General features: G+C 61.4%; 16 protein-coding genes and 1 pseudogene. 4 read left to right on the top strand and 13 right to left on the bottom strand.

Translation table 11 applies throughout. The annotated features are described in order from the left end of the window. Positions 1-2: 2 nt before the first annotated feature. On the bottom strand, positions 3-1,037 hold the full coding sequence (locus tag XB14_RS26115) for a Gfo/Idh/MocA family protein (protein ID WP_077965976.1): 1,035 nt from the start codon (positions 1,035-1,037) through the stop codon (positions 3-5). A 137-nt stretch (positions 1,038-1,174) separates the two neighbouring features. Here XB14_RS26115 and XB14_RS26110 point away from each other — a divergent pair, with 137 nt between their 5' ends. Next, complete coding sequence (locus XB14_RS26110) at positions 1,175-2,191, top strand: LacI family DNA-binding transcriptional regulator (protein ID WP_077965974.1); 1,017 nt, start codon at positions 1,175-1,177, stop codon at positions 2,189-2,191. Between the two features lie 15 nt (positions 2,192-2,206). On the opposite strand, the gene XB14_RS26105 is transcribed toward XB14_RS26110, so the two are convergent. The 6 genes from XB14_RS26105 to XB14_RS26080 form a co-directional block, all read right to left on the bottom strand. Continuing rightward, positions 2,207-3,088, bottom strand: coding sequence for a dihydrodipicolinate synthase family protein (locus XB14_RS26105; RefSeq protein WP_077965972.1), 882 nt, complete (start codon positions 3,086-3,088; stop codon positions 2,207-2,209). A gap of 28 nt (positions 3,089-3,116) precedes the next feature. Next, a complete protein-coding gene (locus XB14_RS26100) occupies positions 3,117-4,736 on the bottom strand; it encodes an ABC transporter ATP-binding protein (protein WP_077965964.1) in 1,620 nt (539 codons plus the stop codon). Beyond that, positions 4,729-5,652 (bottom strand): ABC transporter permease, encoded by a 924-nt coding sequence (locus XB14_RS26095; RefSeq protein WP_077965959.1) that lies wholly within the window; start codon positions 5,650-5,652, stop codon positions 4,729-4,731. The genes XB14_RS26100 and XB14_RS26095 overlap by 8 nt, the downstream gene beginning before the upstream one ends. An 11-nt stretch (positions 5,653-5,663) precedes the next feature. After that, the gene (locus tag XB14_RS26090) at positions 5,664-6,578 is read right to left on the bottom strand and encodes an ABC transporter permease (protein WP_077967717.1); all 915 of its coding nucleotides are present in this window, start codon (positions 6,576-6,578) and stop codon (positions 5,664-5,666) included. Between the two features lie 99 nt (positions 6,579-6,677). Beyond that, a complete protein-coding gene (locus tag XB14_RS26085; protein WP_419178640.1) occupies positions 6,678-8,147 on the bottom strand; it encodes an ABC transporter substrate-binding protein in 1,470 nt (489 codons plus the stop codon). 56 nt (positions 8,148-8,203) lie between these two features. After that, a complete protein-coding gene (locus tag XB14_RS26080) occupies positions 8,204-9,115 on the bottom strand; it encodes a DMT family transporter (protein ID WP_234804146.1) in 912 nt (303 codons plus the stop codon). 194 nt (positions 9,116-9,309) lie between these two features. On the opposite strand from XB14_RS26080, the gene XB14_RS26075 reads away from it, so the two are divergent. Genes XB14_RS26075 through XB14_RS26065 form a run of 3 tightly spaced genes read left to right on the top strand, consistent with a single transcriptional unit; the run spans position 9,310 to position 12,582 of the window. After that, a complete protein-coding gene (locus XB14_RS26075; RefSeq protein WP_077965956.1) occupies positions 9,310-10,506 on the top strand; it encodes a sialidase family protein in 1,197 nt (398 codons plus the stop codon). Then, positions 10,503-11,459 carry a 4-hydroxythreonine-4-phosphate dehydrogenase PdxA gene (pdxA, locus tag XB14_RS26070; protein WP_077965955.1) on the top strand — a complete coding sequence of 319 codons (957 nt, stop codon included), beginning with the start codon at positions 10,503-10,505 and terminating at the stop codon, positions 11,457-11,459. The genes XB14_RS26075 and pdxA overlap by 4 nt, the downstream gene beginning before the upstream one ends. Positions 11,460-11,463: 4 nt before the next feature. Next, positions 11,464-12,582 carry an iron-containing alcohol dehydrogenase gene (locus tag XB14_RS26065; RefSeq protein WP_077965954.1) on the top strand — a complete coding sequence of 373 codons (1,119 nt, stop codon included), beginning with the start codon at positions 11,464-11,466 and terminating at the stop codon, positions 12,580-12,582. A 56-nt stretch (positions 12,583-12,638) separates the two neighbouring features. On the opposite strand, the gene XB14_RS26060 is transcribed toward XB14_RS26065, so the two are convergent. From XB14_RS26060 to XB14_RS26035, 6 genes and pseudogenes are all read right to left on the bottom strand, one after another. Beyond that, positions 12,639-13,340, bottom strand: coding sequence for a FadR/GntR family transcriptional regulator (locus XB14_RS26060; RefSeq protein ID WP_077965953.1), 702 nt, complete (start codon positions 13,338-13,340; stop codon positions 12,639-12,641). Then, a complete protein-coding gene (locus XB14_RS26055) occupies positions 13,341-14,372 on the bottom strand; it encodes a four-carbon acid sugar kinase family protein (protein WP_077965952.1) in 1,032 nt (343 codons plus the stop codon). Between the two features lie 471 nt (positions 14,373-14,843). Next, a complete protein-coding gene (locus XB14_RS26050) occupies positions 14,844-15,035 on the bottom strand; it encodes a hypothetical protein (RefSeq protein WP_143348548.1) in 192 nt (63 codons plus the stop codon). A 314-nt stretch (positions 15,036-15,349) separates the two neighbouring features. Continuing rightward, on the bottom strand, positions 15,350-15,628 hold the full coding sequence (locus tag XB14_RS26045; protein WP_077965946.1) for a type II toxin-antitoxin system RelE/ParE family toxin: 279 nt from the start codon (positions 15,626-15,628) through the stop codon (positions 15,350-15,352). Then, positions 15,625-15,874 (bottom strand): annotated as a pseudogene (locus XB14_RS26040) (CopG family ribbon-helix-helix protein). Before XB14_RS26040 ends, XB14_RS26045 begins: the two are co-directional and overlap by 4 nt. A gap of 180 nt (positions 15,875-16,054) precedes the next feature. Continuing rightward, complete coding sequence (locus XB14_RS26035; protein ID WP_077965944.1) at positions 16,055-17,221, bottom strand: alpha-hydroxy acid oxidase; 1,167 nt, start codon at positions 17,219-17,221, stop codon at positions 16,055-16,057. Positions 17,222-17,265: the final 44 nt, after the last annotated feature.

Raw genomic sequence — 17,265 nt, 5'->3', positions numbered from 1 at the left:
CCCTAGGCTGCAATGGTGACGCGCCTGCCGTCTCGCGCGCTGTCGATCGCGCCGAAGACCATGGCAAGGCTCTTGATGTTGTCGCTGCCGTCGGTTTCCGGCACTGTTCCCGCGTCGATCGCGCGGATGAAATGTTCGATCACACTCGCGTGACCATTTGTGTCGGCATCGTCGCTGACCTCCGGGACGGCTATCGGCCCGACGGCCCGCAGGAAACCTTCCTGACCGGTGACGACATTGGCCTCGAAGCGCTCGCCGCCATCCCAAAGCAACGTGCCCTTCGACCCTGTGATGCGCCACGCGCTTTCCCAGCTGGTGTTGGCGCCTTCAGCACACCAGGAACCACGGTAGGTGAAGGCGACGTTGTCGGAAAACTCGAAGATCGCGTTGGCGGCGGCGCCATGGCGATACCAGGAACCCTGAGGGTTGTATTCGTGGCAATAGACCGCGAGTGGTTCCTTGCCGGACATGAAGCGCGCTGCGTCGAAGGTGTGGATGGCCATGTCCAGTAGCAGGACGTTGTCCATTTGCTCGCGAAATCCTCCGAAATGCGGACCGAGGAAGAAGTCGCAATGCAACGCCGTCAAGTCGCCCAAAGCGCCGGACTGGATGAGGCGACGGATACGACGGACACCGCCGATGAAGCGGCGGTTCTGCACGATGGCATGAACGCGCGACGCCGCGGTTGCAAGCCGGCGCAATTCGCGCGCCTCATCGAGCGTGGCGGCCATCGGCTTCTCGCTCAAAACGTGGCAGCCATGCGCTAGACCGGCGGCCACCACCGCGCGTCGCGCCGCAGGAACGACGATGTCGAAGAGCAGGTCGGCCCGGCTTCCGCGCAGAACCTCTGGCAGGTCCGTGCCGATCAGGATGTTGCCAAGGTTGAACTCGGTGGCGAGCGCTTCCGCGGTCGCCTGGTCAAGATCGACAAGGCCGACGATCTCCACTTTCTCGCCCAGAACACTGACCTCAGTCAGCGCCCTCAGCCAGCCTTTGGCCATAGCTCCGCACCCGCACAAAACGGCCCTGTGTCTCACGTGATTTCCTCCAAGAAACGGAAGCGGCAACTCCTCAATTGGCTTCCGTAAACGTTTACGATACTATGCGGCAACGGGTTTTTATGTCAAGAGGTGAGAAAATGACCAGTCGCGGGTCTGGGGAGGAACGCGGAAAAATGAAGGGGATTCGCGAACTTGCCGAACACCTGGATATTTCGATCGGTACAGTATCGCGCGCGCTGAACGGCAAGCCCGACGTCAACGAGGAAACCAGAAGAAGGGTTCTCGAAGCAGCCGAATCCCTTGGCTATGTCGCCAATCAATCGGGCCGTGCCCTCAGGAAGGGCGCGACCGGCGTCATCGGCTTCATGATGCAGACCGGCTCCGAGATCACCGGTCAGGGCGATACCTTCTTCATGAGCGTCTTCGATGGAGTTCAGACCGTCTTTGCCCGTCACAAGCTCGATCTTGTCGCCCTGCTCTGCTCCTCCGAGGAGGATCCGAACGACTATCTGAAGCGGGTCGTTGCGCGTGGCTTTGCCGACGGCATCATTCTTTCGGCAACCCGGCGCCACGACGCCCGCTTCGAACTGCTGGCCAAGCGCAAGATCCCTTTCATCACGCTTGGACGAAGCCTGACGGATGTCGGTCAGCCCTGGCTCGACCTGGATTTCGAGGGCATGGCCGAGGCGTCCATCGATCGGCTCGTCTCCCGGGGTCACAAGCACATTGCAGTCACCCGGCCGCACGACGACATGAATCTCGGCTATGTGTTTGAGGACCAGTGCCGGGCAACCCTTGCCCGTCATGGGCTTCGCCTCGATGATCGGCACGTCTTTCGTTCAACCCCAAACGAAGCCGGCGGCTATCAGATCGCCCGCGAACTGACCGCGCTTGAGAACCGGCCGACGGCGATCGTTCTCATCAACGAAGCGATCACCGTCGGCCTCTATCGCGGGCTGGAAGAAGCCGGAGTAAGACCTGGACGGGACATGGCGATCATCGGCCGCCAAAGTCCGCATTCGCAGTTTCTGTCCCCCCGCCTGACCTCCTTCAGCCTGTCGCTGCGTGATCTCGGGATTGCGCTCGCCGAGTCCTTGCTCGCGACGATGCCGGCTTTTGCCGACATTTACGAGGAGCGATCTGCGCGACTGCTCTGGCCCATGGGGCTTGTGCCTGGCGAAAGCGATTGAGCATCGGTGGACCGTCTACAGAAGGCGGTAGCGTCGAAGGATCTCGGCGATCTGATCGTCCTGCTCCTCGTTCGGAAGCAGCGCAGGCTGGCGGCTTGCACCGACGGAAGCGTCCTGCAAGTAGAGCGCTCGCTTGACCATGGCAGGGGCAAATCCCAGCGCATAGAGGTCGGTGCGAAAGGCGGCAAACGTTGCCTGTTGCTTCTCCGCCTCGGCAAGGTCGCCGGCGTTAACGGCCTTGAGAATACCTGCGAGAACGTGCGGCATGGCGTTACCGAGGCCAGAGATACAGCCGGCGGCTCCGTTCTCAAGCGCCCAGAGCACCAGATGGTCGGGACCGGAATAGACCTCGAACCCGTCAACGTCTTTGGCGACCTTCAGATAGGCCTCCAGCGTCTCCTTTGCGCCGCCCGAATCTTTGATGCCGGCGATATTGCCGTGCCCGGCGAGCTTGCGCGCGGTCTCCGGCTCGATGTGGTTCTGGGTGCGGGCAGGAATGTCGTAGAGGTAGACCGGCGTTTTCACGGAATCGGCGACTGTCGAGAAATGGCGGATGAGGCCCTCCTGCGTGCAGGCGATGAAGAAGGGCGTAATCACCGCGATGCCGTTGACGCCGATGCGGTCGAATTCGCGCGCGAGCTTCAAAGTCTCGAAAGTTGCCGGCATGCCGGCATTGACGATCACCTTCACGCGGCCGCCGACCTCGTCGACAACTTCCTCGGTAAGCCGCACCTTCTCCTCAAACGTGAGTGCGGAGAAGTCGCCATTGGTGCCGGCGCACATGATATTGTTGCCGGCTTCCACCTGGCGACGGACCTGGGCGCGCGTTGCCTTGTAGTTGATCGTTTCGTCGTCGTTGAAGCAGGTCACGAGGGCGACATAGGCTTGCTTGGTCATTCGATCGTCCTTTGAATAATCTCGTGTCTCAGGAGGCGCGCCGGAGACGGGCGGCACGGTGCGCGGCCTGAACGTCGGGGTCTGGGTCGAGGCCGGCAGCCAGCAGCGCGCGCGTATAGTCTTGCCGCGGCGTCTCGAACACGTCGCGTACCGTTCCGAGTTCGACGACATCGCCTTTCTGCATGACCATCACGTGATCGGCGAAATCGCGGACCACCGGCAGGTCGTGGGCAATGAAGATGAACGCGATGCCCATTTCCTTGCGCAACGCGTCGAGCAGTGCGATCACCTGTGCCTGCACGGAAACATCGAGCGCCGAAACGGCCTCGTCGCAGATGATCAGTTGCGGTTCGAGCGCAAGTGCGCGAGCGATTGCGATGCGCTGGCGCTGGCCGCCGGAGAACTGGTGCGGATAGCGCCCCATGTGTTCCGGGCCAAGGCCCACCTGCACCAGAAGCTCGGCCACGCGCTCGCGCCACTTGGCCCTGGGAAGGATGTCCGGATGGATGACCCAGGCCTCGGAAATCAGCTGATAGACGGTCATGCGCGGATTGAGCGACTGCGTCGGATCCTGGAACACCATCTGCAGGTCGCGCCGCAGCTTGTAGAGTTCGGCAGGAGACATGGTGAAGAGATCGCGACCCTTCCACAAGGCTCTGCCACTATCCGGTTCGTCGAGACGCAGCAGGATGCGGGCAAGCGTCGACTTTCCGGAGCCGCTCTCGCCGACGACAGCCATCGTTTCTCCCGGCATGAGGTCAAAGGAAATGCCCTTCAGTGCCTCGAAGGAACCATAACGCTTGCGCACGTCGTGGACCGACAGAACCGGCTCTACCCGGGCGGCTGGCGCGTGCATGTCACCCTTGCCCGGTGCGGCAGAAATCAGCTTTTTCGTATAGGGATGTTGTGGGTTCTTGTAGACCTCGCGCACGGTACCGGTCTCGACCAGCACGCCCTTTTCCATCACCACGACGCGGTCGGCGACCTCGGCGACGACGCCGAGATCATGGGTGATGATGAGGATCGCCATCCCGGTCTCTTGCTGCAGTTCCTCGAGAAGCGCCAGGACCTCGGCCTGCACGGTGACATCGAGCGCCGTCGTCGGCTCATCGGCGATCAGCAGATCCGGGCGAAGCGCAAGCGCCATGGCGATCATCACGCGCTGACGCTGACCGCCGGAGAATTCGTGCGGATACTTGTTCAGCGCGTTTTCGGGGTCGGGAATGCCAACCCGCGTCAGAAGGCGAAGCGCCTCCGAGGCAGCCTTTGCGGCATCGGTCCCGTGGGTCGTGAGCGCCTCGCGGATTTGCCAGCCGACCGTGTAGACCGGATTGAGATGGCTCAGCGGATCCTGAAAGATCATCGCGACGCGGCGTCCATTGATCCGGCGCCGTTCGTGCGCCGACATCGTCAGCAGGTCGACGCCATCGAGCAGGATTTCTCCCGAGCTGATGCGCCCTGGCGGCATGTCGATCAGGTTCATGATCGCCGACGAGGAGACCGATTTTCCAGACCCGCTTTCGCCAAGGATCGCAAGCGTCTCGCCGCGATCGAGGTGATAGGAGATGTTGCGGACCGCCTTGACCACGCCGACGGCGGTGTGGAACTCGACCGACAGGTTGCGGACTTCCAGCAGATGGTCAGCCATACTTGTGACCCTTCATTTCAAGACGCCAACGTTGCACCGGATCGAGCGCGATGCGCAGCCAGTTGGAGAGCAGGTTGAGCGACATGGTGGTGAGAATGATCGCAAGGCCCGGCCAGAAGGACAGCCACCACGCGTTGGTGAGGTATTGTCGCCCTTGCGAGATCATCAGGCCCCAGGTGATCTCCGGCGGCTGGATGCCGATGCCGAGGAAGGACAGCGCGCTTTCGGCGAGCATGACATAGGCGAAATCGAGCGTGGCAAGCGTCGTCAAGGTCGGCAGCACCACCGGCAGGATATGACGAAAGAGGATGCGGTTCTTCGATGCGCCCATCACGCGTGCGGCCTGGACGAACATGCGCTCGCGGATTTCCAGAACCTCCGCCCGCGTCGTCCTGAGATAAACAGGGACGCGGGTGATCGCCAGAACCAGCATCAGGTTGAGGATCGAGGAGCCGAGAATGTAGAGCACGATCACCGCGATCAGCAGCGACGGGAACGACATGATGACATCGGCAAGCCGCATGATCACCTGGTTGACCCGCGGCGAGGAAAAGCCGGCGATCAGGCCGAGGAACGTGCCGGTTACGGCAGAAAGAGCGACCGCACCGGCCGCGACCATCAGCGTGTTCTGCGTGGCGACGATGATGCGGGCAAGCAGTGGCCGGCCGAGCGCATCCGCCCCCATCCACCAGACCCATCCCCGCTCCCAGTCGAAGGGCGCGGCGTTGCGTCCGCGCAGGTTCTGCTTGGTTGCGAGATCGCCAAGCCAAGTCGGTCCGATGATGGCAAGCACCAGGATGAAGATGAGAAAGATAACCGCGCAAAGGGCAAATTTGTCGGCAAGCAGCATGCGCCACATCCGCCTGGCGAAGGACGGCTCTTCAAGGATGACTCTGTCGTTGGTCACGAGGGTCATGGGATGCCTCCTCAATGCCGGATGCGTGGATCGAGCAGCGCATAGGCAAGGTCGATCAACAGGTTCATGGCGAAGATCGCCAGCGCCGTCACAAGAATGGCGGCGAGAACGACATTGAAATCGCGCTGCAGGATGGAATCGATCATCAGCTTGCCAACGCCGGGAAAGCCGAAGATCGTTTCGACGATGACCGCGCCATTCAACAGGCTTGCCGCCTGGTCGCCGAGCACCGTGACGACCGGCAGCATGGCGTTGCGCAAGGCGTGCACGAAGATGATCGGGCCGGATCTGACGCCCTTGGCGCGGGCCGTCTTGACGTAGGCTGACGAGAGCGCACCGATCATCGAGCCGCGCACAACCTGAACGATGATGCCGAAGGGCCGGATGAACAGGACGGCGATCGGCAGGATCCAGTGGAGCAATGATCCCGTTCCCGACGTCGGCAGCCAGGCGAGGTTGACCGAGAAGACGACGATCGCAACGATGGCGATCCAGAAATCGGGAACCGAGGCGCCGATCAGCGAAACGACGGAAGCGAGCCGGTCGAAGAAGCCGCCGGCGCGGAAGGCGGCAAGGGAGCCGACGACGATGGCAGCACCCGCAACCAGCGTCATGGTGATGACGGCGAGCCAAAGCGTCCAGGTGAAAGCCTCCAGCACCACGTCCAGCGCCGGGCGGGCCTTGCGCAGGGACTCACCGAAATCACCGGTGACGACGTCGCCGACATAGCGGCTGAACTGCACCAGCAGCGGATCGTTCAGCCCGTGCAGTTCGCGGAACTGCTCCTTCATTTCGGCGGAGGCCTCGACCGGCAGGAACAGAGCCGCCGGATCACCCGTCAACCGCGACAGGAAGAAGACCATGACAAGCAGCCCGACGAGCGAGATCAGACTGGCCACGGCGCGTGTTCGAACGAATTTCAGCATGGCGCCCTCGAAATCCGACGGTGGGATCATCCCACCGCCTTGATAGCTGTTGGTCTGGCGAACCTCGTTCGCCAGACCAGTTTACTTGCCAGAGCCAGTTTACTTGATCTTGATCTCCGACAGCTGCAGCGTGCCGTTCGTCGCCATGGTCGGCTTGAAATCCAGCCGTTCGGAAACGCGGGAGAAGCCGACCATATGGAACAGCAGCACGTCGGCAACGACGTCGTCGTGCACATAGGCGATCAGTTCGGACCAGAGCTTGGCACGTTCTTCGCCCACCGCAGCCGACGCCCGCTTGATCAGATCGTCGACCTTCGGATCAGAGAAGCCGGACTGCGTACCGTCGGTCGCGTACTTGAAGAACATCGAGAACGACGGGTCACCCTTGGAGTTGTCGTGCATGGCAGCGACGATCTGCGGACCGCGGCCTTCCTTGAAGGGCTTCGAGTAATACTGTTCGTGCTCGGCGACCTCGACGAACTTCAGCTCGACCTTGAAGCCGACTTCCTGAAGCTGTGCCTGAATGGCCTCCATGATTTCGGTGACATTCGGGAAATTTGCCGAACGGGCGACGATGGTGATCGGTGTCTCGACCTTGACGCCGTCGGCCTTGGCCTCCTCGAGCAGTTTCTTTGCGCCCTCCGGATCATACGGGAAGACCTTCACGTCCGGGTTCCAGCCGAGCGTTGGCGGCGGCACGATCGCGGTTGCGAGCAGCGCACTGTCGGGAACGAGCGTACCGAGGAAGGCCTGGCGGTCGATGGCGATATTCAGTGCACGGCGGACGCGCACGTCGTTCAGCGGCGCAATATTGTGATCGATGCGCAGATAGACAGTCTCGCTGTCGAGATAGGAGAAGTCGGTTGCCGGATTGGTGGCGTCGAGCTGCGAGATGGACGGCGAAAGATCGGCCTCGCCGGTCTGCACCATGGCGGCGCGCACGGACGGATCGGCTCGGAAGAGATAGGTCGCTTCCGTCACCTCGGGCTTCGTCCCCCAATAGTCGTCGCGGCTCGTCAGCACGATCTGCTGGCCCGGCGTCCAGTTGGTGAGCTTATAGGGGCCGGTACCGACCGGCTCGCGGATGAATTCGAGCGGTGTTTCTTCAGGCACGATCGTGACGAGAGACATCAAGAGCGGCAGGATCGGCTGAACAGGATTGGCGCTGAAGTCGATCGTGTAGTCGTCGACAACGGTCGGGGTGACCGTGATGCCACCGAAGTAGCGGCGCGACTCGCAGGTGTTCTTGTCACTCATGATGCGGTCGAAACTGTGCTTGACGTCCTTGGCATCGAAGGTCGTGCCATCCGAAAACTTGACGCCCTGACGCAGGTGAAAGCGCCAGCTGCCGTCTTCGTTCTGTTCCCATTTTTCGGCGAGCCGCGGCATGACGCCCTTGTCGCCTCGGACATCGAGTTCGGTCAGCGTTTCGCTGACGTTCTGCATGATGACACGGCCGATATTCGAGCGGGTCGCCATGCATGGCTCGAGCAGGTCGGCCTCCTCGGCAAGCACGATCTTGATCGGACCCGACCCGGCGAAGGCCGGCGAAAGAGCGGAGCTCAACATGAGCGCACTCAAGACAAACAGTTTCTTCACGGCATTTCCTCCCTGGTGAAATTCGTTCAGCGAAATGTTGGTTTTCCGGACCGCGCGGCGATCAGCGCCGCAAAGCCGATGAGCCCGCCGCCGCACAGCGTTGTGAGGGCGATGTGTTCGCCAAAGAGCGCAAAGCCCCCGAGCGCCACCAATGGCAACCGCAGGAAATCGACCGGTGCGACGATCGTGGCGGGAGCCAGCGAGAAAGCATGTGTCATCATGCCCATGCAGGCGGTGCCCACGACACCTTGGAGCGCCAGGAGCCACAACTCCCTCGCCCCGGGCGTAGCCCAGAACGGAAGAGCAAATAGAAGCGCGATCGGAACGGTCAGCAGAAGGTTCCAGACAACGAGCGTCGCAGTCGCATCTCCCCTCGACATCGACTTGAGGATCAGCTGGATGGCGGACTGGAGCACCGCGCCGACAAGGGCGAGCAAGATGGCCAGGCTGAAACCGGCTCCGGACGGCCCGACGATCAGCATCGCACCGGCAAAACCGAGCGCCACGGCGCCGATCACCAAGGGGCCCGGTCGCTCGCCCAGCGTCAACGCTGCACCCAAAAGCACGAAGATCGGCGACGTAAAGGCGATCGCCGTCACATCGGCCAGCGGCCCCCAGCTGAAAGCGGCAAAGAAGGCGACCATGGCAAGGAGCTTAAAGCCGGCGCGCACCGCATGTTGGCGCAACGGATGACTTGAACGCAGGATGGACGGGCGCAGCATCACCCAAGGCAATAGAATGGCAGCGCCGAAGAAGGCACGAAAGAAGCCGATAACGAAGGGGTGCACGGCGCCGTTCAACGCCCGCACGATCACCGCGTCGGCTGCCGCAAGGACCGCGGCGCCCACAGCAAAGATCACAGCCATCTTAGCCCGCTCGGGGCTGCCGGCTTGCGGCATAAGAACCTCCTCCCCGGCATCCTCCTGCCGGAATACCATGACAATCTCTTTTTCAGGTAAATTTGTCAAACTGTTTTGTCATGTAAAATCCAATGTCGTTTTTTCGTATCATTTTATTGTTCATTTTCAAATAGATATGATTATCATCGGTTACCCATCTGAAAGAAGATTACATAATAGAACTTGACAACTTTGTTATTTCGGCGATTTTCGAGAGCAAGCAGGAGGAGCCGATGACCCCAGAGGAAATTGCCAGCAGCATGAATGGCGCGCTTCGATCCATATCCCTTGGACGACAGGAAGCCTTGCTGCCTTCACCCATGATCCAGAACCACGCTGCGTTCCTGCATCTGCTTGCCGACGGTGCGCTGGCATGTGCCTGGTTTGGCGGCACACTCGAAGGCAAGTCCGACATCTCGATCTTCGCCTCGGTTCTGCCGAAGGATGCGGCCGGCTGGGGACCGCCGCAACGGCTGAGTTTCGACGCTGCTCATTCCGAGCAGAACCCGGTGCTCTTCACCGCTCCGAACGGCAAGCTTTGGCTCTTTCACACCTCTCAGCCTTCCGGCAATCAGGATGAGTGCCGGATCCGGATGGCTGAAGTCCGACGCGACCCGTCCGACCCATTGACGCTTATCGCTGGCGAGGGTCGCTATCTTGACCTGCCGCGCGGCTGCTTCGTCCGCGCGCCTCTGGTAGTGCGCGAGGACGGCGCGTGGCTGTTACCGATCTTCCGGTGCATCCAGCGCCCGGGCCAGAAATGGAACGGCAGCCACGACACTGCGGCCGTCGGCATTTCACTCGATCAGGGGGAAACGTGGCGCTTGGAAGATCTCGCCCAGTCGATCGGCTGCGTGCACATGTCGCCTGTTTCCCTTGGCCAAGGACGTCTCGCAGCACTCTTTCGCAGACGGCAAGCCGACTGGGTCTACAGAACGGAGAGCCTTGACGGCGGCCGCACCTGGTCGGCGCCGGAGGCGAGCGACGTACCGAACAACAATTCCTCGATCGCTGCCATCCGCCTCAGCGACGGCCGGATGGCGATGATTTGCAATCCCGTCAGTGCCGCAGAATTCACGGAGCGGCGCGCCTCGCTATACGACGAACTCGGCGAGGAGGACGTCCGTCCGGACGCGGACCCCGAAGGCGGCTGCGTGCCGGTCTGGGGCGTACCACGCGCGCCCGTCGCCCTCTGCCTTTCGCAGGATGGCGGCAAAACCTTCCCCGCCCGCCTGCTGATCGAGGACGGTCCCGGAACCTGCCTTTCCAACGACTCGACCGACGGCCGCAACAAGGAAATGTCCTATCCCTGGCTGCTTGAGGGCCCGGACGGGACCATACACCTCGCCTACACCTATCACCGGCGCGCGATCAAATATGTCCGCCTGGCCGCTGGCTGGGACCGCGCCGACGCACGGAGAGTTTCATGAGCAACATCATCGGCATCACCATGGGCGACCCGTGCGGCGTCGGACCGGAGATTTCAGTCCGCGCGCTTGCGGAAATGTCGCCGCAGGACCGCGAGACGACCCGCATCTACGGCAACCTCGCGACGCTTGAAGCCGCCCGTACGGCGCTGGACCTTGCCGTCGACCTAAAACCCTTTGTCGTGGACCTGCCGGTTGAAGGCGCACCGCTTCCCTGGGGCAAGCTCAGCCCGGTTGCCGGCGATGCCGCATTCCGCTTCATCGAAAAGGCGGTGCGGGATGCCGAAGCCGGTGTCATCGGCTGCATCGTTACCGCACCGATCAACAAGGAAGCGCTCAACCTCGCCGGCCATCACTATGACGGACACACCGGAATGCTCCGCAGCCTGACGGGCTCGAAAGCCGCCTATATGCTTTTGGCGTCCGAACGCCTCAAGGTCATCCACGTCTCGACGCACGTTTCTCTTCAGGAAGCAATCCGGCGCTCGACGACCGAGCGGGTGCTCGCCACCATCCGGGCCGGAGATGCGCATCTGAAGCGTATCGGCTACGCGGCGCCGAAAATTGCGGTCGCCGGCGTCAACCCGCATTGCGGCGAGAATGGCCTGTTCGGCACGGAGGACGACGACCAGATCGCGCCGGCCGTGGCCGCCGCACGGGCGGAAGGCATCGATGCCTATGGGCCGATCTCCGCCGACACCGTGTTCCATCGCGCCTATTCGGGGGGCTTCGACCTCGTCGTCGCCCAGTATCACGACCAGGGGCATATCCCGGTAAAGCTCGTCGCTTTCGATACGGCCGTGAACGTATCGGTAGATCTTCCGATCGACCGCACGTCCGTCGACCACGGCACCGCCTTCGACATCGCCGGCAAGGGCATCGCCAATCACGGCAACATGAATTCCGCCATCGCCTACGCCCGCAAGTTGGTGTCTGGCGCCGCCAAGCGAGGATGACACCATGACCATCGCTCCGATCACCCTTCACCAGCCTCGCCGCCTCGTCGTCGGCGCCGGCACGATCGCAGAGGTTGGCACCTGGGCCGCCGATGCGACATCGGTTCTCGTTATCGCGACGCCGATTACCGCCGGCTTCATCGATCGACTGAAGCTTAAGGGGCATATCGCTGTGTTTGATGCCATTCCCGGCGAACCCGACATCGGGACGTTGAATGCCGCGCTTGAGGTTGCGCGCCAACGAAAGCCGGATCTGATCGTTGGTCTGGGTGGCGGCTCGGTCCTCGACGTCGCCAAACTGATTGCCGTGCTTTGGAATTCAGAGCAGACACTTGCCGAGGTCGCCGGTCCAAACAGGGTCGCCGGTCGCAGCACGCGCCTCGTGCAGGTCGCCACCACCGCCGGCACGGGCTCGGAAGCGGGGATCCGTTCGCTGATCACCGATCCGGAAAAGGGCAACAAGATCGCGGTCGAAAGCCCGCACATGATCGCCGACGTCGCCATCCTGGATCCGGAGCTCACCTACTCCGTCCCGCCGGCGGTAACGGCAGCGACGGGTGTGGACGCCATGGCGCACTGCGTCGAGGCCTTCACCAACCGCCGCGCGCATCCGATGATCGACGGCTTTGCCCGCATGGGCTTCAGGCTGGTTGGCAAGTATCTGGCGCGCGCCGTCAAGGACGGCACCGATACCGAGGCACGAGAGGGGATGATGCTCGCGTCCTATTACGGCGGCATCTGCCTTGGGCCGGTCAATACGGCAGCCGGCCATGCCATCGCCTACCCGCTCGGAACAAGGCTTCGCCTGCCGCATGGCCTGGCAAACGCCATCATCTTCCCCCACGTGCTCGCGTTCAACCAGACCGTTGCATCGGACAAGACTGCAGAAGTCGCTCAGGCGCTCGGCCTTGGCGATAGCCTGCCAACGCGCGAACTGCTCGCCGCTGCCTGCGGCTTTTGCCGCAACCTCGGCATCGAAATGTCGCTTGCCGCCCACGGAGCAAAGGCCGACGACCTGCGGCTCTATGCAAGCGAGGCCCATGCCAATCGCCGTCTGATGGACAACAATCCGATCGACATGAGCGTTGAAGATGTGCTCGCCGTCTACAGGGCTGCCCTCTAACCAACCGCCCGCTTCAGAAAACCCCGGCGCCTGCCGGGGTTATTGCATTTCGAAGGCTATTTGGTCGCCTGGAACAGGCGTTCGCGCGAGCCCGAAAGATGCTGGTGCATTAGCTCCCGCGCCTTTTCGGCTTGCCGTGCGGCAATGGCCTCGGCGATCGCCTCGTGCTCAGCGAAGACCCGCGTCAGACCCGTCGTCTCGCGCTTGACCGAGGCGCCGTGGAACCGCATGCCGACGGCAATATGGTCCTTCAGCGCTTCCATTGCCGTAAAGAAATAGCTGTTCTGCGCGGCACGGGAGATAGCGAGATGGAACTGGAAGTCCGCGTCCTCGCGGTGCGATTGCCTGTTTGTCGCGTCGCGCATGAGTTCAAGCGCCTGACGAATGGCCGAAAGGGTCGCGGCGTCATGGCGCTCCGCTGCAGCAGCCGCCGCCGCGGGCTCGACAGTCAGCCGGAACTCGTAGCAATTCAGGAGATCGGCAACATTCTCCAATTGCCCGAAACCGAGTGGTTCACGCATGCCTAAGGCGCGTACAAAGCTGCCGGCGCCGCGGCGCGAATAGATGAAACCCTGTTCGCGCAATCGCCGCAGAGCTTCACGGACGATCGGGCGGGACACCTCGAATTCGATCGCCAGTTCATGCTCGGTCGGCAAGCGCTCGTCCGGCTTGTAGGCGCCGGACTTGATGGCGCGGTGCATGCGCTCGAAGACGAGATCGCCAAGGCTCCTGCGCGCTGTTCCGTTCTCCAGTCCCATTCATTGTCCCATCTTGCGGAGGACTGCCTCCGCGATCTGCTTCAGCGTGTCCGGCGAACCGAATCCACCGGATTTGGCGATGATGCAACGTCCGTCGACTTCAGCCAAGCCCAAGCCGGGCAGACACTCGCCGAGCAGGCGGAAACGCTGGATATCCATCCTTTTCAACACGGCCTCCGCGGTGGCGCCGCCGGAAAGAAGCATGGTTCGGGCCGACCGCACGAGGTCAGGACAGACGCTTTCGGCAAGTGCCTGCGAAACCTCTTCAGACGAAATCTCTCCTTCGCCCGGGACAGCCTGGACCAGGGTGACCGCGCTCCCTTCGCCTTTCGGATCGACGAGGCGCCCATTGGGTGCCGCAAGATAACGCCCAGCGATCGAGCCCCGCAGAACGTCGATTTGGGCAAGGGTAATGGGGTCGCGAGATCCGATGACGAACAGGGCCGGACCGGCAGTGACCTCGGCGGCCTGCGCGGCCGGTTTGCCGGTCATGCGTTCGGCCAGTGCTTCTGCAAGGCCACGCGCCCCTATCAACAGGTCGACGCCATTCTGCTCCGCCTGCTCGAGCGAGGCGCGCATCTCAATCGCGGTGGATACATCCGGGATCGTGGACCGGTCCGCGTGACGACCGAGCCTTTCACGAACCGAAATTGGCGTCTCCACGCCAAATCCAAGAACGCGCCCACCCGTCACATATCGGCCAAACGCCGGAATGGCTGGTGCCACCAAGGCAGAATGAAAGGACATGACATCGAGTTCGGCAACGATATGGCCCTTCAGGCGCGAGTCTACCTTTTTGAAGAGGCGTGTTTCCAAAGGCAGCCTTGAAAGGGCTGCAGCCGCCCGCTGCCTTGCAACTTCGCCGCTTAACTCGCGTGAGCCGAGGTTGATCGAAAGGACGTCAGGTTTTTGCCGGAGCGCACCGTCAATCGCCTCGCTCACCAAAGCGACCTCGACATGCATGCCTCGCGCAGCAAACGGCGCGGCGGCATCGAGCGCTCCCGTCAGATCATCAGCGATAATGGCCAACATGATGAAGTCCGAAAATTTGTTGTTATCTTAATAACTACACGACGCATTGAAATGTCAATGTTTTTAGGTAGCCAATTACAAATTAATAGCGAAAAGGCAGGCTCCGTGTTGCCTTCCGACGGGCTCCTGATCACATGGGAATTGTGTCTATCGTCTCGGCTTGAATTGCCAAGGAGAGCTTTACATCAGCGTTTCTAATGCCTTGAGAGACGCCGCAATCGACGATGCCTTAACCCCAGTTGACCAGCCTCTAAGCCTTGACCGACATTCGCATCGCGTCCGTGGATGTGGGCGTGGATGGCACGAGCGAGCACCTGGCTTTCGAGGTCACGCCCGAGGCTGTCTCGTCGAAGAACTCGGCATTCGCGATGGCAAGGCCGTCGCCCGCATATCAGCCTTTGTGGCGACAGTGATGCGGGCAATGCTCGCCGGCATCTTCACCGTCGCTGGTGATGAACTGCTCAGGTTGGTTCAGACGGCATAGACAGCACAGCAACGTTGGAGCCGTCCGCCGCGGCGGCTCTTTTTGAACCACTGTTTCTCGTCGGTCACACGGAGGGCAGAAAGTTCCACGATGAGCAAAGCCTTCGCGACAATAAAGGCGAAAGCCACGCACGTCCTTTGCAGGATGGCGGCTCGTATCTTCCCGGCGAACAGTTTCAAGACTCTCTTCAGCAGGCGGAGCACTGGAGTAGTCGCTCCAACTAAGGGATATCGCCACAGCAACCCGTGCCAATGTGCAGTTCCGGACGATACATATGCGATCCTCAACGCACAGAACGGGAACAAACGAGACACAATCGTCATGCGACCCCTTCGCAACTGAAAACCACGATTGGGCTGACGGCTTTGGTTTTGACCTCTATCGACAACCTGCACTTCCCGTCAAACGACGGAGCCGGGAACGCGTCACGTTGCTATAGCGGGCAGGCTGATGCGATCATCGCTCATCCGCGCCGACACGTTTTGTTGGTCGGCTAGCGAACCCGCGGCCATTTCTGGTGGGCGTGCATGACGGTGAGGATCTCGACGTCGCGACTTACGCGGTAGGGAATGTCGGCTAATACGAGCTCGCGCGTGCTCTTGATACGGCCGGGCCGCCCACTGGCAGGGAACTCCGCTAACGCATCCACGGCAGTGACAATCCGCGCCACGACGCGAGCGGCCGCATCCGGATCGTCTTTCTCGATATACGCGCCGATCTCACCAAGTCGCCGCAACGCCCGCAGTGTCCAGCGAACACGCTTCCCACTCATGATTGGCGGGCAGACTTGACGTACTTCCCGACTACTTTCGCCACATCTTCATCGCTGGCGAACTCACCCCCGGTCCGCCTCGGCCAACCCCGCTTCAATCTCGGCAAGCTGCCATTCCTGTTGCTCAACGAAAGCTTCGATGGCTTCGGCAGCCATATAAGAGCGGGACCGATCCAGCTTCTCAGCTAGCTGATCCAGCTTGCTCGCGGTTTCATCTTTCACACGCACGGTAAATGCAGCTGTCATAGGACCTGACTTTCCTTGGTTCACCTTGATTATCAGTGAACCGCTCTGGTGCATCAAGGTTCGCCTTGAGAGAATTCCAACAGCGGACCGCCCGTGGACAACCCTAGCGCCTTGAAGGGAATCGAACCGCAAACCCTGTCAACGAGTCAGCCCAACCCTCGACTCACGATCCTCCTCCGCTTAGCGGTGATCACGGCGAACGACGAAACAGTCGTCAATATCGTCTAGCGCCACGGCTCCAAGGAGCGCCATGTCCTGATGGATTTCGGATTTTAGGATGTCGATAGCTTTGAGGATTCCTGAACCGCCGGCGGCGACCGCAGCGTAGAGGAAGGGCCGCCCGACAAAAACGAAGCGTGCACCAAGGGCGAGCGCCTTAATTACATCGGTGCCTCGCCGGAAGCCGCCATCGACCATGACGGCGGTTTTGTTGCCGACTCGCGCAACGATCTCAGGAAGCGCACTTAAGGGCGACATGGTCCCGTCGAGTTGACGCCCGCCGTGGTTCGACACGATCAACCCATCCGCGCCAACCTCATGAGCCCGCAAAGCGTCATCCGGGTGCAGAACACCTTTGACGACGAGTTTTCCCGGCCAGTGCGCGCGAATGCGCTCAAGATGGACCCAATTGAGGTGATCTCTTCGCCCGAAATCGCGCATGATGTTCGACGAAATGATCGGTGCGCCACGGGTCGCATAGGAGTTCTCAAAATGCGGAACACCATGCACTGCGAGTGTTCGTAAAAAGGTTCCGATCGTCCATCGCGGATGGGTAATGCCTTGCCACGCCAACCGCAGGCTCGGGCGCAGAGGAGTCGAGAAGCCGGCGCGAATATTGTTCTCGCGATTTGCCAGGGTCGCCGTGTCGACCGTGAGGACCAGCGTCTGAAAACCGGCGCGTTGCACGCGGTCGACGAGTGCGTCAATACGATCGGGCTCTCCTGGAAGATATGCCTGGAACCACGAGCCCGGGGCGGCGCCAGCGACTTCCTCGAGCCGTGTTAGCGACGATCCGCTCATGATCATGGGAATTCGACGCTTTCTGGCCGCCTCTGCCAGCACGACGTCGCCACGGTAGGCCATCAGCGCACTGATACCCATAGGCGCGATCCCAAACGGCGCGTCATATGTTTCGCCGAGCAGTGTCGTTTGGGTGCTCCGCCCGGAGACGTCTCGAAGCACACGCGGCCGAAACGCATACGCGTCGAAGTCCTCTGCATTGTAGCGCAGAGACGCATTGGTTTCGCTCGCACCCGCGATGTAGCCGAACAGTGGGCGCGGAAGGCGACGCCTGGCCGCAGTTTCAAAATCATTCAAGCAGAGATACTTTTGAAGGGGATCGCCCATTGCTTGTCCACCAAGGTCGCTGGCCGCAGCTTCCAATGATCAGG

Origin of the sequence: Ensifer adhaerens (genome assembly GCF_002007205.1) — a bacterium.
GTDB lineage: Bacteria > Pseudomonadota > Alphaproteobacteria > Rhizobiales > Rhizobiaceae > Ensifer > Ensifer adhaerens_D.
The sequence above is the reverse complement of the archived record's forward strand: the minus strand, read 5'-3'. Positions and strand labels throughout refer to the sequence as shown.

What these genes read in the sequence shown, in the direction of transcription:
- XB14_RS26110 (WP_077965974.1), top strand. Translation starts at nt 1,175, where the DNA reads ATGAAGGGGATTCGCGAACTTGCCGAACACCTGGATATTTCGATCGGT.
- XB14_RS26105 (WP_077965972.1), bottom strand. Translation starts at nt 3,088, where the DNA reads ATGACCAAGCAAGCCTATGTCGCCCTCGTGACCTGCTTCAACGACGAC.
- XB14_RS26100 (WP_077965964.1), bottom strand. Translation starts at nt 4,736, where the DNA reads ATGGCTGACCATCTGCTGGAAGTCCGCAACCTGTCGGTCGAGTTCCAC.
- XB14_RS26095 (WP_077965959.1), bottom strand. Translation starts at nt 5,652, where the DNA reads ATGACCCTCGTGACCAACGACAGAGTCATCCTTGAAGAGCCGTCCTTC.
- XB14_RS26090 (WP_077967717.1), bottom strand. Translation starts at nt 6,578, where the DNA reads ATGCTGAAATTCGTTCGAACACGCGCCGTGGCCAGTCTGATCTCGCTC.
- XB14_RS26085 (WP_419178640.1), bottom strand. Translation starts at nt 8,147, where the DNA reads ATGTTGAGCTCCGCTCTTTCGCCGGCCTTCGCCGGGTCGGGTCCGATC.
- XB14_RS26080 (WP_234804146.1), bottom strand. Translation starts at nt 9,115, where the DNA reads ATGGTATTCCGGCAGGAGGATGCCGGGGAGGAGGTTCTTATGCCGCAA.
- XB14_RS26075 (WP_077965956.1), top strand. Translation starts at nt 9,310, where the DNA reads ATGACCCCAGAGGAAATTGCCAGCAGCATGAATGGCGCGCTTCGATCC.
- pdxA (WP_077965955.1), top strand. Translation starts at nt 10,503, where the DNA reads ATGAGCAACATCATCGGCATCACCATGGGCGACCCGTGCGGCGTCGGA.
- XB14_RS26065 (WP_077965954.1), top strand. Translation starts at nt 11,464, where the DNA reads ATGACCATCGCTCCGATCACCCTTCACCAGCCTCGCCGCCTCGTCGTC.
- XB14_RS26060 (WP_077965953.1), bottom strand. Translation starts at nt 13,340, where the DNA reads ATGGGACTGGAGAACGGAACAGCGCGCAGGAGCCTTGGCGATCTCGTC.
- XB14_RS26055 (WP_077965952.1), bottom strand. Translation starts at nt 14,372, where the DNA reads ATGTTGGCCATTATCGCTGATGATCTGACGGGAGCGCTCGATGCCGCC.
- XB14_RS26045 (WP_077965946.1), bottom strand. Translation starts at nt 15,628, where the DNA reads ATGAGTGGGAAGCGTGTTCGCTGGACACTGCGGGCGTTGCGGCGACTT.
- XB14_RS26035 (WP_077965944.1), bottom strand. Translation starts at nt 17,221, where the DNA reads ATGGGCGATCCCCTTCAAAAGTATCTCTGCTTGAATGATTTTGAAACT.